Genomic DNA, 14,269 nt, shown 5'->3' with positions numbered 1-14,269 from the left:
CATCGGACGTCGCGGCCTTCACCCCGGCGCGTACATGTCCCAAAAATCACACTGCTCCGTGCGCACCCCGTTGAATAGATCCGGCGGCTCGTCGAGCAGCGCGCCGTTGTCCTCCGCGGCCACATACGCCGGCCAGGTCAGGTCCGCGCCGGCCGGGTCGCCCGTCGCCGCGAAGCGGGCCCACGCCCCCTGCAGTCGCTGCGAGATCGCCAGGTCGGCCGCGTTCGGCTCGTACTGCAGCGGCTCGGGCAGCACCGCGTCCCAGGCGGCGAAGATGTAGACCAGCTCGAGCCCGTGGAACGCCGCTTTCGTGGCGTTGGGCTGCGCGTCGTAGCCGTCGTAGGCGAAGTGGTAGCGGTACACCGGCGCGTCCTGGCCGGCGTCGGCCGCCCGCGCGGCCCGGCGGGCCCCGCAGATGAACTTCAGATCCGAGGTGAGCGCGACGTAGGCCGCCTGCCCGTCGTCGCCGTACTCGGCCGCCGGGTACTGCGCCAGCACCATCGCCGCCAGCGGCCCGAAGGTCGCCTGCACCAGCCCCTCGTACTGCGCCACCGTCAGCGGCGGCACCCCCTTGGCCGTCTCGTCGGCGTTGGCCCCGAACATCAGCGGCGCGGCGTTATGCGTCCCTTCGGACATGGCCTCGAGGGCTGGCTTCGGGATCACCGCCCCGTCGACGTGCGGCCCCCAGCCCTGACCGAGCGCCGCCACGTCGGGGTAGCCGTCGGGCTGCAGCGTCAGGATGTCGGCGATCGCCATGCCGCGCAGGCACGCCGCCGGATCGGGCGCCTCGCCGCAGCCCGACGCCTGCAGCCACGGCGCGGCGATGTCGGCCTCGTACTTCGCCAGGGTCCGCTCGTTGCACGACCCGCTCTGCACGATCGCCCGCTGGAACAGCCCCGCCGCGCGCGGCGAGCCGATCAGGCTGCACGTGTTCACCGCCCCGGCCGACTCGCCGAACAGCAGCACGCGCTGCGGATCGCCGCCGAAATTGGCGATGTTGTCCTGCACCCACCGCAGCGCCAGCACCTGATCGAGCAGCCCGTAGTTGCCCGACACCTGCTCCGGCGACTCGGCCGCCAGCGCGTCGGCCGTCAAGAAGCCGAGCGCGCCGAGCCGGTAGTTGAGCGTCACCACCACCACGTCCTGCGCGGCCGCCAGCGCCGCCCCGTCGTACAGCGGGTCGTCGCTGCCGCCGGTCGCGTTGCCGCCGCCGTGGATGAACACGAGGACAGGTCGCGCCCCGTCGCCGGTCGCCGGCGTCCACACGTTGAGCGTCAGGCAATCCTCGTCGCCGAGCATCGCCACCACCTGCCCCTGCGCGTCCTTCTCGACCTGCGGGCAGCGCGGTCCGAGCTCGGTCGCCGGCGTCAGCCCCGGCACGCACATGCGCGGCTCCGGCGGGCGCAGGCGCAGGTCGCCGAGCGGCGGCTCGGCGTAGCGGATCCCGCGGAACGCGACGACGTCGGCCAGCGGCTGGCCCTCCAGCGCCCCGCCCGTCGTCTGCACGATCGTCGGCCCCGGCGCCACGTCGGCCCCGCACCCGCTCGGACCGACGCTCGTCGGCGCATCCCCGGTGGAGTCCGGATCGGTCAGCCCCGTGGTCGATCCGTACGTCGTCGGCTCGGCGGCCGACGGATCGCCGGTCCCGCTCGCCGCCGTCGTCATCGGCTCGACCGCCGACGAGTCCTCGGTCCCGCTGCTCGACGCCGCCGTGCTGCAACCGAGCATCGCCGCCGTCGTCCACCCCCACCCGACGCGCTTCGCCATCGGCGGCAGGATGGCCGGCCGCCTCTCCCTGCACAAGCGCGGCGGCCTCGCCCCGCGCCGGCGAGGCGCACGACCTCGTCGCGCGCCCGAGCCTGCGCGCGGACCTGTCCTCACGCGCGACGGGCTCGCCCGCGCGGCGACCTGCTCACATCAACGAGCCCGAGCGCGCCGTGCACGACCACGCGCCGAAGAACGTGTACTCGCGCTTGCACTCCGCCAGATACGACCCGCCCTTGGTCTGGAACTGGTAGGTCCGCCCGGTGACGCCGGTCGAGTGCCCGTTCGGCTCGGCGTTCCCCGCCAGCTCGCACGCCTCCGGCGTCTGGTTCAGCGCCTTGCACACCGCGTTGCGGGCCTCGCCCTGCGTCTCGCGGAAGTTCTGCGCATTCACGTACCCCTGGTAGCCGATGAACAGCGAGAGCGCGAAGATGAGGTACCAGAGGAACTGCCGCATGGGAGTATCGTACCATGTCGGCTCCAGGTTTTTGGCCGGTAGGACGGCCGTTGTCGGCAACGTACGCGCGGCGCGCGATCGAAGTCAACCGCGATTTTATGGTTGACTTCGGAACCAGGCTCGCGTAGCCGGGCTCCGAAGGCTTGGGCTTTTCCAGGGACCCGTGTCTTCCGCTCGCGGGGGTAGGAGCCCGCGAGCCGACGCCCGCGCAAGCGGGCGTTCGTGTTTGGTCGCCTCGCCTCGACGAGGTCGACGCGGGTGCCCTCGATGCGGTTCGAGGGCGTACCGCTCGTGGGGCTGCGGCTGTACACGGACCGTCTCCCTACGCGCGGGCCTGACGTCGGTATTCCGCCCGCGACACTTGTGACTCTCTGTCAGTTTGCTTTGCCCCGGCGCCTGGACAGACCAGCGAATCGGCCCAGCTCTACCTCTTCCGTTAATTAATTCGCGAGCGAGCATGGACCACGGGTCGACGCCGGTGACAAGGACACCTCGACACGTCAGTAAGCCCGGCAAGATGACCGACGACGCGGCGACGACACCTGACGTTGAGGAACTCGAGCTCTGGACCATCACCATCCCCCGCACCGGCGGCTCCCGCGGCGACGGTCTGGGCATCCAGGGGACTCCGACCCACCGCTTCTACATCACCACGCACGAAGGCAACCGCCTCGCGCAGACACTCCGGCGCCTGAACGTCTCGGATGCCCGCCGTGGGCGGCCCCGGTTTTGGCGCGGCGACCGGGAGGTCGTGGGCCTGCTGGCGGACGGCGAGGAGCGGGCCGAGGTTACTGCGCTCGCCGAGGAGCTGCCGGGACCTGGCGCGATGCCGACGAGCGACACAAAGTCGCTCGAGGCGCTACGGCTTTCGCTCGAGCGCGAGATCCGGACGCTCCAGGACAGGCGCGACAACCTGCTCGGTGACCATGACGCCAAAGTCCGGGAGCAGCTGAAGGCTCAAACGCAGCACCTGGTGGACCAGTCGGCCAAGCTCCGCGAGGCGGAAAGCATGATGGTGGACGGGTTCAAGACCGACGTCGAGCGTTTCGTCGGCGCCCGCAAGCTCCTCGGCGAGCTGCAGCCGCGCGACGCGGTCGCCGAGGCGATCCGCGAGGGCCGACTGCTGGTCGAGGCGGCCGCGGGCAGCACGGTCGGCCAGCTCGGCGCGCTGTGGGTGTCCGGCTTCTCGGCGCAGAAGCTCGCGCAGCGGATGGGGAAGGACGTGAAACCCGAGCAGGTGCTCGACGCGGCCATCTTCAACGGCCAGGCGTTCAAACTGCGGTGCAACACCCTCCGCAACTGGGCCACCACGCAGAAGGACCCGCGAGCCGCCGCGATGGTGACCGCGATCGATTTCGTGCTCGGCGACGTTCCGCCCGAGGCGCTCAAGCGGCACATCGCGGAGGACTGAGCTGCTCGAGCAGGCAGTGCCCGCTCGAGTAGGAAGTCTAGTAGAGCCGCTCCGAAATTCTCCAAGACACCGCGTCGAGCCTGCGCGGGCGCGACGCGGGCTCCGTCAACGTCTTACGGCTCCAGTTCGAGGCAGAGGCCAACTTGGTGTCCACCGGACCTCGGCTGCGGCTTCACCTCGGTGTCCGCCGGGGGAATCTCGGTCGTCTCCGCCTGCGTATCGCTCGGAGCGGGGGTCTTCTTCTCGGTCTCGTCGATCGTCGGGTCGCTCATGGTTTGATCGGTAGCACAGCCTGGCTCACCCTTGGAGAACTTCGGAGCGGCTGTACTAGTACCTCGCGTTGCGGAGCATCGCCTCGAGCATCGGGTCCGGCCGAGGCCATCGCAGCACGAGCTCGAGGACGAGATCGCCGGTCGTCTGCCCGCGGGGATCTCGCCAGCCGTGGCCGGGCACCCGGACAGGGTCGAGAGAGCGCGGCGGCAGAGCGACGCTCAGGGGGCCCCATGGCGCATGCTCGACGAGCACCGAGCCGCCGCTGTAGACGGCGCCGAGTGGCACGTCGAGGCGACCGACGAGGTCGCGGCGCAGACGCGGCGGCCGGTCGGGCAGCTCCTCGCGGACCTCGACCAGGCGCCAGCGCGGGTCAGGAAGGAGCCCGCGGATCGTGAGCCAGAGGTCCCCCGCCGGCGAGCCCGGACGGCCGAGCCCGCCCAACCGGAGACGTTGGCCAGCGCTGCAGCCCGCGGGGACCGTGAGCTTAACGCGCGCAGGCAGCTGCGGCGAGCGGTCCACGACCTGCTCGAACGAGCCGCCGCGGAGCGCGACAAGGAGGGGGAGGTCGATTTCCACGCCCAGGTCGGCGCCCCGCTCCGGCCCCCGTCGGGCCGCGCGCGCGAGCTTCGGATCGAAGCCTCGGCTCAGGCTGACGTCGCCGAACTCGTCGTACAGCTTCCGCCGCGAGGGATCGCCGAGCACCTCGTACGCGCCCGTCACCAGCTTGAACCGTTCCTCGGCCTCGCGGTCGCCCGGGTTCTTGTCCGGGTGCAGCTGCTGCGTCAGCTTCCGGTACGCCGCCTTGATCTCGGCGGCGACGGCGGTCCGGGCCACGCCGAGCGTGTCGTAGAGCGTGGTCATCAACGGCCTCGTTCGTGCCGGCGACGCTTGAGCGCGAGCAGGCCCTGGAGGAGCGGCGCGGCGAAGGCCCGCAGACCCGCAGGCGCGCCGTCCAGCATCTCGTCGCAGACCGCCTCGGTCTCCTCGAGCGACAGCTTGCGCGGGTCCCGGACCCGGAACGCCGCCGCCTGACGGGCGAGCGGCGACGACGGCGCTTCGGGAGCCGGCGCCTCCAGCTGGCGGTCGTAGGCGGCCCGCTTGGCGTCGTCGATCAAAACGTCGCGGGCGAGCTTCACCGCCGCGAAGGTCGCAGCGTCGCCGCCCCGGTCAGGGTGGTGCTCGGGGACGAGTCGCAGGTAGGCCCGCTGAATTTCCTCGCGGGTCGCCGTCGTCGACACCCGCAACAGCTCGTAGTGGGTCACGTCCGCACCGCCTTCCCCAGCACGCGGGCGAACCATTGCTCGTGCCCCTCGACGAGGCCGCGTTGCAGCGCCCGGCGCTGCGGCGGTGGGGTCGCGGCAGCGACCTTTTTGAGCGTGCGCAAGCAGAGGCGCGCCAGGGCGCTGACCTGCTTGCGGTTGTGCTCGATGGCCTGGATGTAGCGGTCGTCCGGCAGCGCGAGGAATTCCGCGAGCGTCGCCTGGGTCCAGCTGAGCTGTCGCCGCAGCGCGCGCACCTGCTCGCCGGGGAATGGCGGGACGCGCTCAAGCGCTCGCTCGCCGATGGAGTCGGTCGTCATGCAAGCAATTGCCGTCCACTGGACGTGTTGTCACACGTCCATAGGACGGGCCATCCAGGCCCGCTTTCTGCTGTCGTCTCTCGGCATGGCCACCGCACTCACCAAGACCGAGCAGCTCGAGAGGGACCTGAAGAACGCCGAGAAACGCAACTCGCAACTTCAACAGAAGGTCAGCGAGGGCGACCAGATCATCGAGAAGCACAAAAAGCAGGTGGCCGACCTCGTGACGCGGTACCAGAGCACGGCGGCCTACGGCGTCGGCGGCTTCGCCATCGGCGGCGGCGCGGCCTACCTGTTCCACGACGACGTCGTCGAGTACTTCGGGGCTGACTCGTGGATGGGCTACCTCTGCCTGCCCGCGCTCGGCGCCCTCGCGCTCTACGCGACCACGAAGATCAAGGACCCGCCGAGCAAGCCGGGGGCGCGGCTCGACGACCGGGTCGGGCTGCTCGGCCTCGGCCTCGGCCTGCTCCTGGGCGGCGGGTACATGTCGTACACGACCTGGCCCGAGTCCTAACCCGCGACCCCACCACGCACCGACGCACGCACCGACACGACCAGGACGCACATGCAGATCGTCATCGACACCAACAAGTGGGCCGAATTTCTCCGGGCGAAGGAGATGCCCTACATGGCCGCCGCGCTCGAGCAGGGCGAGGGCTTGGCCCAACAGTTCTGCGGCTGGCTCGCGCAGCAGCAGCAGCAACAGCAGGGCAACCAGGTTGCGTTCGCCCGCGAGCTGCCGCCGGGCAAGGACCACCAGTGCAACGGCAAGTGCGGAGGCGCTTGCGGCGGCGCGTGCGGTGGCGCGTGCGGCCTGAAGCCCGGTGGCAGCGGTGCCCAACCGCCCATGATCCCCCAGACGCCGGGCGCGGCGCCGCTGCAGGTCCTGCCGCAGTGCTACCTGGACTGCGACTGCATCGACGCCTGCCTGTACGAGTTCCTCAAGCACGCCCGCCTCGACTTCGACGAGTGGAGCTGGCTCGAGCTCAACAAGAACGAGAGCGACATCGTCCACCTCAACGTCCCCGCGGGCGGCGTCGGCTACCAGGCCGCTCTCCCGCTGGCGGCGAGCCAGAAAATCATCTTTCAGCAGGAGCTGGGCCAGCAGCTGCCGTACCAGCCCGGGGCCATCAAGATCGATCCGAAGTGGACCGGCAACCCGGTCCCGGACCAGGTCACCGTCACGCTCTACGCGGGCGACCGCGGCCTCACCGGTATCACGAACCCGAGCGCGGCGGGACTCATCATCGTCGGGCGCCCGTTCACGCTGCAGGACTTCGAGTGCAAGGACGACTGCTACGTCGTCCCCTGGCCGAGGCTGTTCGGCTGCCGTACGTCGGCGATCCCGCACCGCCGCGCGATCTACATCGAGTTCGCCGCGTCATCGCAGCTCGGCCAGGCGACCGTCACGTCGTTGAACCCGACGATCCTCAAGAAGGGGTCCCGGCTCTACGGCAAGTACTGCGGCAACGGCAAGGCTTGAGCGAGCGAGAAGCGGAGGACTGCGTCATGAACGAGAACCCGCGCTTTTACGTGCTGTCGGCCGAACGCTTCGACGGCACCACCCCGCTCTCGATGGGCTGGCTCCCCAACAACAACCAGAACACGCCGCGACACGTCGTGGAGCAGGACCTCGTCGGACGCCTCAGCTTCGCCGACCTCGCGCGTCCTGGCACCTCCGGCTGCGTGGTGCTGGCTCGTCGTTGGTCGAGCGAGGCCGAGGGCGACCAGGTCGAGGTGCGGTCCGTCAGCGCGACCGAGACGAAAGACGACCCCCCCACGACCGTTCTCGACTCCTTGCTCGAGGTCTCCACGCTCCTCTCCACGTGGTCGAGGCCGCTCTTCCTCGGTCCCACGGACGCGCTGGCGATCCACCACCTGCCCGAGGGGGGCGGGACCGTCGAGCTGCTCGTCGCCGACGAGTACGGCGACCTTCTAAAGGCGCACATCCAGGCGGCGGAGGCCGAGGCCCTCGCCGGCAATTCAGTGACGCCGCTCGGCACGCAGACCCTGCTCGCGGCGGGCCAGGTGGAACCGGTCAAGAATCGCGACCTGCTCGTCCTCTTGACCTTCGAAACAGACGGTGACGTGAGCCTCCCTGCGCTGGAGGACGCCGGCCAGGGCGTGCGAGTCACGTTCTTGCGGGTGGACGGCGACGGCGTCCCCCGGATCGTCCTCAAGACGCCGGCGACGGACACCGTGAACTCGGTCACCGACGACCCGGGCTTTACCCCCTACGTGATGCGCTCGCTGCAGGACGTGGTGACGTACCGCCGCGTTCCCGGGGGCTGGATCCGCGAGCAGGGCACGCCGGCTCACGTGCTGGTCAACGAGACGACGTCGCCGATCGCCGTCCCCCCCGGTGTTGAGGGGACGCTCTACGTCGTGTCCCGCGTCGCCGGCGCGGCCGTGGCGACCCTCCCGAGCTGCGCGGACTGCCGCGTCGGCTACCGCATCTTCTTCGTCAACGCCGGCAGCGCCTGGCTCACCCCCACGCCGGACGGCACCGACAGGATCAACCGTTCGCTCGCCCCCTATTCGCTGCCGGCCGGCGCGTCCGCGCTCTTCGAGGTGATGACCCTCATCGACTGGTGCGCGGTGGCGCAGGACGAGACGCCCATCCCGATCGAATCCGCGGACGCCAGCGTCGACGTCCCGGCCTGGCGCGGATTCGGGCGACAAATTGTGCGCGTCAGCAACGCCGCCGGCGTCGTCAACCTGCCTTCGACGGAGGACGTCAACGTCGGCGCGTCGTGCCTCGTCGAGAACACCGGGACCGGCGTGGTGACCATCGACGGCGACGGAGCCGACCTGATCAACGGCCACCTGACCCGCGCAGTGCCACCAGGCGCAGCGACGCTGCTCGTGATGAACGGCTTCAGCTGGACGGCGACGGGCGGCGACTTCGGCCCCCAGCGCGAGCAAGCCGTCGTCGGCGTGACGGTGCTGCCGAGCGGGACGGCGGATCTCGTCCTCGCGTCGCGCAGCTTCACGACGTACGGCCCGAACACGAAGGCCAAGGTCTCGTTCACCGCCTCCGGCCGGCTGACGCCCGACGAGAACGGCGATGTCAGCGTGGTGTACCGCCTTCGGGTCGATGGCACCTTCGTCCCCGGTTCCCATCGCGTCGCGCAGCTGACGAGCGTGCCGATGGTCGATGGCTATTTCTCGTACGCGACCGAGGGCCTCGTCTCGAACCTGGCGGCCGGTTCACACACGGCCGAGATCGTGATCCTGTCCGCCACGTCGACGCAGCCGAGCGGCGTCATCAACATCACGCCCGAGGGCAGCCTCCTGGTCGAATGGTAAGACCATGCTGACCTTCCCTGCCACTGCCTGAGGTCCTGATGCTCGTCGCTGTCAGCGCCACCGTCGTCGCCCTCCTCGCCCTCTTCGGCAAGAAGAAGAACTCCAGCCCGAGCTCGTCCGAGCCGGCGGACGAGGCGGGGAACGGGACCTTTCCCGGCACCGGGTTGCCGCCTCAGAACGAGACGAGCAAGGAGACCCAGGCGTGCTTCGCGGTGGTCGAGATGAAGCCGCAGGAGTTCCAGGGACGCACGCGGCCGGCCACGATGACGGTCGCCGAATGGCTCGCTCGCGTCGCGCTTTGGACCGTCTACCCGGACGCGCCGCCGGAGCCGTCGCCGCAGGACCCTGTTTACGGGCCGGCGCTCGTGCGCCTCCGACAATGCATCAGCAGCAAGCTGCCGAAGGGCGGCATCGTCATCCCCGGCGAGCCGGAGATCCAGCAAGGCCCGCCCCCGACCCCGCCGCCCCCACCGCCCCCGCCCCCGCTGAAGCTGCCGCCGGTGCAGCAGCCGCCCGCGAACGACCTGCCGGAGAGCCGACCCACGCCCACGCCGGGCTTCTGGTACCAGGTGAAGGCAGGCGACATCCCCTACGGCGTGAGCGCGGCTGCGTACGGCACCCACCAGGGCACGCCGGCGAACCACCAGGCGTTCAAGCGCATCAACGACGCGCCGCAGAACAAGCGGTTCTGGCGGCCCGGCATCGAGCCGCACCTGTGGGGTCCAGCCGGCCGGATCTCGTTCATGCCGATCTTCGGCACGGTGGCCGAGCAGCAGGCGAACGCGGCCACCGGCGGCAGCGGCAACAACTTCCCGATGATCTTCATCCCCCCGGCGTGAACCATGGCAACCGCTCCGCTCACCCCGACTGCTGCCGATCTGGCAGCCGAAGCCGCCGCCGCCCTGGTCGTCGTCCAGGAACGGCCGAGCACGCACGGCGACGCGACGCGCAAGCCCGGCCAGGCGCTCGAGGACTGGCTGACCAACGTCGCCTACTGGCGGCTCTACAGCGACTGTCCCCGCCAGCTGCCGGCGACGGGCGAGGCGGCCTGCCGAGCGGCGTGGGTCCGGCTCCGCAGCCTCGTGGGCGTGGCCATCGCGCAGCAGCCGGTCGCTCCGCCCGCCGCCGGCGCGTGGGTATGGCCCGTCGCGCAGACGCCGATGTACTGGACAGCGGGCGGCAAGTTCGGCGCCAAGCGCCCGTGGAAGGGCCCACAGACCCGATATCACGTCGGGGTCGACCTCCGCGCGGGCCTCGGGACCGCCGTGCGTGCGCCGGAGCCGGGGATCATCTTGTCTGGCACGCACGGGTGGGAGTCGACTGTGAAGGCGGTCGTGATGCTCACCGACTCCGGCCGCACCGTCCTGATCGGGGGCATCGCCGCGGGCACCGGCGCGGCGAAGAACACGCTCGTGAAGGCCGGCGACACGATCGGCAAGATCGGCGCCTACCCGAAGGGCGACACCATGGCGCACGTCACCGTGTGGGACCGGCCGCTGACGCTCGGCCAGGTCGTCGCGCGCCAGGTCTGGCGCCTCGGCCAGCCGAAGCCCGAGGGCCTCATCGATCCAGCGAACCTGCTCCGGTCGGCGATGGGCCAGAACGTGCCCCAGGCGGCGATCGGCGACGACGACAACGGCGAGGAGCAGGAGGGCGTGCTGCAGGTCCCGGTCGGCGAGCTGCTGGGCCTGTTCCTGGGGGTCGCATGAGCGACGAGTGCCAACCCCTCAACCTCGGCGGCCGGACGAAAGAGGACCCGTGCAAGGGCGCGTTCGGGTACTGCACGCCCTACGACTACTTCGAGATGCGGAAGATGCTGCAGGTCGTGCGGAACGGCCTCGTCACGCGCCTCACGTCCTACGACACGATGCTCTGGGAGCGGCAGCGCAAGGGCGAGAAAGTCAGCTACACGCCAGCCACGCAGGCAGCTCTAGATCTGTGCAACGGGGACTCCTGGAACGTGCTGGCCGAGCACGGCGACAGCAACTGGAACTATCTGAAGATGGGCGAAGAGCTGGCCGGGCCGATTCGCACGTTCATCGAGATGGCGACGCGCTGCCACGCCGCCAGCTGCGACGTCGACGCAGCGATACGCGCCCTCGGCGGGGTCACGCCGAGCGCACCAGCGCAACCGGTGCCGACCCAGACGATCATCGATCAGATCTTCAAGCGGGCCGGCGAGGCGGCGGGGGGCGTGGCGAAGTTCGCGGCTATCGGCCTCGCGCTCTGGGGCGGCGCGCAGTTCATCAAGGCGCGTGAGAAGGGAGATTCCTGATGGGTTGGCTCGTCCCCGCGGCGATCGCCGGCGCGGCTGCTCTGGCGTTCAGCAAGAAGAAAAAGTCCGGCGACGCCGGCGGCACCGGCGGAGCGCCGGCGCCGGCTCCCTCGGAGCGCGGCTTCCGGTTCATCAACGGCTGCCGCGACCTCGAGGTCACCGACGAGAACCGGGCGCTCGAGTGGGTGCGCAAGCTCGTCGCCGGCCTGCCGAACGTGCCCGGCTGGCAGCAGCGCGTGCTCGCCGAGGCCTTCGGCGCCTGCGTGCTGCCCTTGTCGCAGGACCTCGAAGCGGCCAAGGCCATCACCCAGAAGCACGTCGCGTTCCTCTGGCGCCTCACCCTCTACGCGAACCGCGGGGCCGTCGACGGCGGGAAGCTGAGCGAGGCGGCAGCCAACCAGTACCTGCAGCAGGTCATCGTCCAGGCCACCGAGCTCGGCATCGACCCCGCCCTACTCACCCCGCAAACCCTCCCTCCGTGAGCAGCTTGGTGGCCATGAACGACGTTGCGAAGGCAATCCTCCTCGGGCTTGTCGGCGGCGCGGCGGCCGAGCTCGGGCACTACCTCGCCGGCGGCGTGATGCGGCGGCGCCGACGAGCGGCCCGCTGCCTGCAGGAGCGGCTCGACGAGCTCGAGCAGCTGCTCGACGAGGTGACCCTCGAACTCGCGGTCGCCCAGGCGGAGCTCGACCGGTTGACGGCGGGGCCGCCGGCGCCGTAGGAGTTGGGCATGCTCCGACGTCTCGTCCTCGCTCTGGTCGTCGTTCTCATCCCGAGCTGCAAAGAAAGCGAGGAGCGACCCGCCGCGTGGGGTGAACCATGCGACGACCACCAGCAAATTCCGGAAAGAACGTGCGACCGGGCGCTCGAGTGCTACGACTGGGACGACATGGCTGCGATGGGCCCGACGACCGTAACTGCCGGCGTCTGCGTTCAAACCTGTGAGGAGCCTGGCGATTGCAACACGTTGGACTCCAGCCGCTTCGTCGAGCTGTGCCTCTACGGTGAGTGTGCAGTGCTCTGCGGTGCAGACGCCGATTGCCCAGCAGACGAGTTCGCCTTTCCTATGGTCTGTGGCCTGCGTGGGCAGTTGCCAGACAATTATGGCTACTGTGTCATTCACCGAGAGACTAACTGATGCGCCTTTCGGAGTCCGACGAGATCTTCGCGCAGGTGCCCGACGCGTTCCACTCGCTCTGGCCCTCCGACGACTCGCTCCTCGACAAGAAAATTCAGGCGCTGCGTGGGTCGGAGCTGGGAGTCCGACACCTCCTCGAGAACGCCAGCACGTCGGCCTACAACGCGATGCGGATCGCCTTGAAGCGCAAGGCCACCAGGGTCGGCGACTTCCTGACGTCGCAGATCAAGGCCGCGGCGACGTGGAAGAAAACACCGACCGGACGGGCGCTACAGGGCGTGTTCGCGGACGTCGGGTTCTCGAACCTGACTGACGTCCGCAACCTGCTCGCGGTAACCGAGGGCGAGTTCAAGCTTGGCGCCGAACAAGTGGAGCACGCGTTGACCCAGGTCGCGGTGCCGGCGGCGCTCGCAGCGATCGTCGGCACCTCCGTGCCGCTCGTCAAGCAGCTCGCGCAGGCGTACTTCGCAGCAGGCCTACAGCTCGCTCGGATGTTCAATGAGCCCACCGCCATCGTCATGCCGTGGGCCAAGTACAGCCGCGAGGCGGACGAGGACTTAACCAACCTCGTGCTGGACACGTTTGGTGGTGGCGTTGACCGTACGAGGCTGTTCCGGCCGCCGTGGACCAACCCGAGCACGCCCTGGCGGTTCGGCGTCGGCGGCAGCAAGAGGGACCCACTCGGCTTCGTGTGGGCCCCGCTCGAGGGCAAGGACAACCTGATCCCCTGGTCGACGAGCGGCGACATCGGCGCCCTGCCCGGCACGCAGAGGATGTTCGGCCCGGTACAGGTGACCCGGCCCGGCCCGCCGCCCGACCCGCGCCTGAACCGCGTGATCCGCCGACCGCAGGGCTTCACACCCCGCGAGGCGACGCTGCCCTGGCCGCCTACCGTGACGAACAACGGCGATTTCTACCCGTCGGCGACGAACGCGGCGGCCGTCCTGTGGAACATGTCCGAGAAGTCAGGTTACCCGGACATGTACACCGTGCGCGCCGAGGAGCTGATCGAGGCGTGGGGCCGCGCCTTCGAGGCGCTTGAGCAGTCGTTCGCCGACCTCTGGAACAACCCGCTCCGGTTGATGCAGGACATCTACGCGAAGACGATCTCCGAGGCGCGCATGTCCCTCGGCGCAGCGATGGAGCCGTGGATCGCGGTGCGCCTCCGCGACGATCCGCGCGGTTGGCTCCTCGGTTCGCCCTTCAAGGTCCCGCACGGCTTCGCGCTGATCACCCCGAACGTCTACAAGGGCCTCGCGCCCGGCGACCCGGCGGGGCGGACGACGTCGCTGTGGATCGAGGAGGACCTTCCCCGTCGCGTCGGTGCGCTGACCTGGCCGTACGGGTCGTTCCCGAAGCAGCACGCGTGCTCGAAACGCAGGGCCTGCGATGCCGACCTCGCCGCGGTCGTCGACGCCGAGCGCGTCGTCTCGCCGGCGAAGTGGAAGCACGCGACCGGCCCGGCGCCGGCAGGGTACCGCAAGATGCCGTGGCCACCGCCCGAGGCGGACGCCGCCGAGTTCGCCTCGCCCTTCGACGCGATCATCCACCCGACGCTCGACCGCCTGCGGCTGCAGCAGGAGCGCTCGCTGCAGACCACGCTCGTGTGCGCCTACGTGCGCCACCAGAAAGTCGGCCCCCTGGAGCCCTACGGGGCGTTCAAGGGGGCGTCGGGGACGAAGCTGGCCCAGCTCTGCCAGGAGATGCGGGCGCGCCTCCTGACGCACCCGCTGCGCTTCCGCGTCGACCTGGCGGACGTCCAGGACATCGACCCGGCCTTCGCCGACCAGCTGCGGGCGTCCGGCGTCACCGGGACCTGGCGCGACTTCGGCAAGAGCCTCGGCCTCGCCGCCGACGCCCAGCTGGTCGAGGGCGCCGTGCGCCCGCCAGCTGGTCAACCCCCGCAGGGGGGCGTGCCCTTCCGTGGGGAGCTCGTGAAGGCCGCTCAGGGCGGCGGCGGCAAGCTGGCGGTCGCGGCGGCGGCCCTCCTGGGCGCGGTCGCGTTGACCCGGTCGTGAAGTAGCCCAGGTACGTCATCGGGCAGCGACGATGTGCGTAGC

The 14,269-nt window shown here is 70.1% G+C and carries 16 protein-coding genes; 10 read left to right on the top strand and 6 right to left on the bottom strand.

What is annotated here, in order from left to right; all coding sequences use genetic code 11:
- Positions 1 to 18: 18 nt before the first annotated feature.
- Both NAEX_RS30710 and NAEX_RS30705 read right to left on the bottom strand, forming a co-directional pair.
- Positions 19 to 1,767 (bottom strand): carboxylesterase/lipase family protein, encoded by a 1,749-nt coding sequence (locus tag NAEX_RS30710; RefSeq protein WP_096331040.1) that lies wholly within the window; start codon positions 1,765 to 1,767, stop codon positions 19 to 21.
- 145 nt (positions 1,768 to 1,912) lie between these two features.
- Positions 1,913 to 2,221: a hypothetical protein gene (locus NAEX_RS30705; protein WP_096331039.1), complete on the bottom strand. Its 309-nt coding sequence runs from the start codon at positions 2,219 to 2,221 to the stop codon at positions 1,913 to 1,915.
- 517 nt (positions 2,222 to 2,738) lie between these two features.
- On the opposite strand from NAEX_RS30705, the gene NAEX_RS30700 reads away from it, so the two are divergent.
- Positions 2,739 to 3,632, top strand: coding sequence for a hypothetical protein (locus NAEX_RS30700; protein WP_096331038.1), 894 nt, complete (start codon positions 2,739 to 2,741; stop codon positions 3,630 to 3,632).
- Between the two features lie 113 nt (positions 3,633 to 3,745).
- Here NAEX_RS30700 and NAEX_RS50925 read toward each other — a convergent pair whose 3' ends face one another.
- Genes NAEX_RS50925 through NAEX_RS30685 form a run of 4 tightly spaced genes read right to left on the bottom strand, consistent with a single transcriptional unit; the run spans position 3,746 to position 5,484 of the window.
- On the bottom strand, positions 3,746 to 3,904 hold the full coding sequence (locus NAEX_RS50925; protein WP_170136124.1) for a hypothetical protein: 159 nt from the start codon (positions 3,902 to 3,904) through the stop codon (positions 3,746 to 3,748).
- Positions 3,905 to 3,959: 55 nt separating this feature from the next.
- Positions 3,960 to 4,766 (bottom strand): DnaJ domain-containing protein, encoded by an 807-nt coding sequence (locus NAEX_RS30695; protein ID WP_096331037.1) that lies wholly within the window; start codon positions 4,764 to 4,766, stop codon positions 3,960 to 3,962.
- The gene (locus NAEX_RS30690; protein WP_170136123.1) at positions 4,766 to 5,167 is read right to left on the bottom strand and encodes a DnaJ domain-containing protein; all 402 of its coding nucleotides are present in this window, start codon (positions 5,165 to 5,167) and stop codon (positions 4,766 to 4,768) included. The genes NAEX_RS30695 and NAEX_RS30690 overlap by 1 nt, the downstream gene beginning before the upstream one ends.
- Positions 5,164 to 5,484, bottom strand: a complete 321-nt coding sequence (locus NAEX_RS30685; protein WP_096331035.1) for a helix-turn-helix domain-containing protein — start codon at positions 5,482 to 5,484, stop codon at positions 5,164 to 5,166. Before NAEX_RS30685 ends, NAEX_RS30690 begins: the two co-directional genes overlap by 4 nt.
- Before the next feature lie 85 nt (positions 5,485 to 5,569).
- Here NAEX_RS30685 and NAEX_RS30680 point away from each other — a divergent pair, with 85 nt between their 5' ends.
- The 9 genes from NAEX_RS30680 to NAEX_RS30640 all read left to right on the top strand — a co-directional run bounded on the left by NAEX_RS30680 (position 5,570) and on the right by NAEX_RS30640 (position 14,227).
- A complete protein-coding gene (locus NAEX_RS30680) occupies positions 5,570 to 6,001 on the top strand; it encodes a hypothetical protein (protein WP_096331034.1) in 432 nt (143 codons plus the stop codon).
- Between the two features lie 51 nt (positions 6,002 to 6,052).
- Complete coding sequence (locus NAEX_RS30675) at positions 6,053 to 6,970, top strand: hypothetical protein (RefSeq protein ID WP_096331033.1); 918 nt, start codon at positions 6,053 to 6,055, stop codon at positions 6,968 to 6,970.
- Between the two features lie 26 nt (positions 6,971 to 6,996).
- The gene (locus tag NAEX_RS30670; protein ID WP_096331032.1) at positions 6,997 to 8,796 is read left to right on the top strand and encodes a hypothetical protein; all 1,800 of its coding nucleotides are present in this window, start codon (positions 6,997 to 6,999) and stop codon (positions 8,794 to 8,796) included.
- A gap of 38 nt (positions 8,797 to 8,834) precedes the next feature.
- Positions 8,835 to 9,635, top strand: coding sequence for a hypothetical protein (locus tag NAEX_RS50920; RefSeq protein ID WP_096331031.1), 801 nt, complete (start codon positions 8,835 to 8,837; stop codon positions 9,633 to 9,635).
- Positions 9,636 to 9,638: 3 nt separating this feature from the next.
- Positions 9,639 to 10,505 (top strand): peptidoglycan DD-metalloendopeptidase family protein, encoded by an 867-nt coding sequence (locus NAEX_RS30660; RefSeq protein WP_096331030.1) that lies wholly within the window; start codon positions 9,639 to 9,641, stop codon positions 10,503 to 10,505.
- Positions 10,502 to 11,071 (top strand): hypothetical protein, encoded by a 570-nt coding sequence (locus NAEX_RS30655; protein ID WP_096331029.1) that lies wholly within the window; start codon positions 10,502 to 10,504, stop codon positions 11,069 to 11,071. Before NAEX_RS30660 ends, NAEX_RS30655 begins: the two co-directional genes overlap by 4 nt.
- Positions 11,071 to 11,553, top strand: coding sequence for a hypothetical protein (locus NAEX_RS30650; protein ID WP_096331028.1), 483 nt, complete (start codon positions 11,071 to 11,073; stop codon positions 11,551 to 11,553). Before NAEX_RS30655 ends, NAEX_RS30650 begins: the two co-directional genes overlap by 1 nt.
- 14 nt (positions 11,554 to 11,567) lie before the next feature.
- The gene (locus NAEX_RS30645; RefSeq protein WP_143141463.1) at positions 11,568 to 11,792 is read left to right on the top strand and encodes a hypothetical protein; all 225 of its coding nucleotides are present in this window, start codon (positions 11,568 to 11,570) and stop codon (positions 11,790 to 11,792) included.
- Between the two features lie 416 nt (positions 11,793 to 12,208).
- On the top strand, positions 12,209 to 14,227 hold the full coding sequence (locus NAEX_RS30640; RefSeq protein WP_096331026.1) for a hypothetical protein: 2,019 nt from the start codon (positions 12,209 to 12,211) through the stop codon (positions 14,225 to 14,227).
- Positions 14,228 to 14,269: the final 42 nt, after the last annotated feature.

Source organism: Nannocystis exedens, from assembly GCF_002343915.1.
In the GTDB taxonomy this organism is placed as follows: domain Bacteria; phylum Myxococcota_A; class Polyangia; order Nannocystales; family Nannocystaceae; genus Nannocystis; species Nannocystis exedens.
The sequence above is the reverse complement of the archived record's forward strand: the minus strand, read 5'-3'. Positions and strand labels throughout refer to the sequence as shown.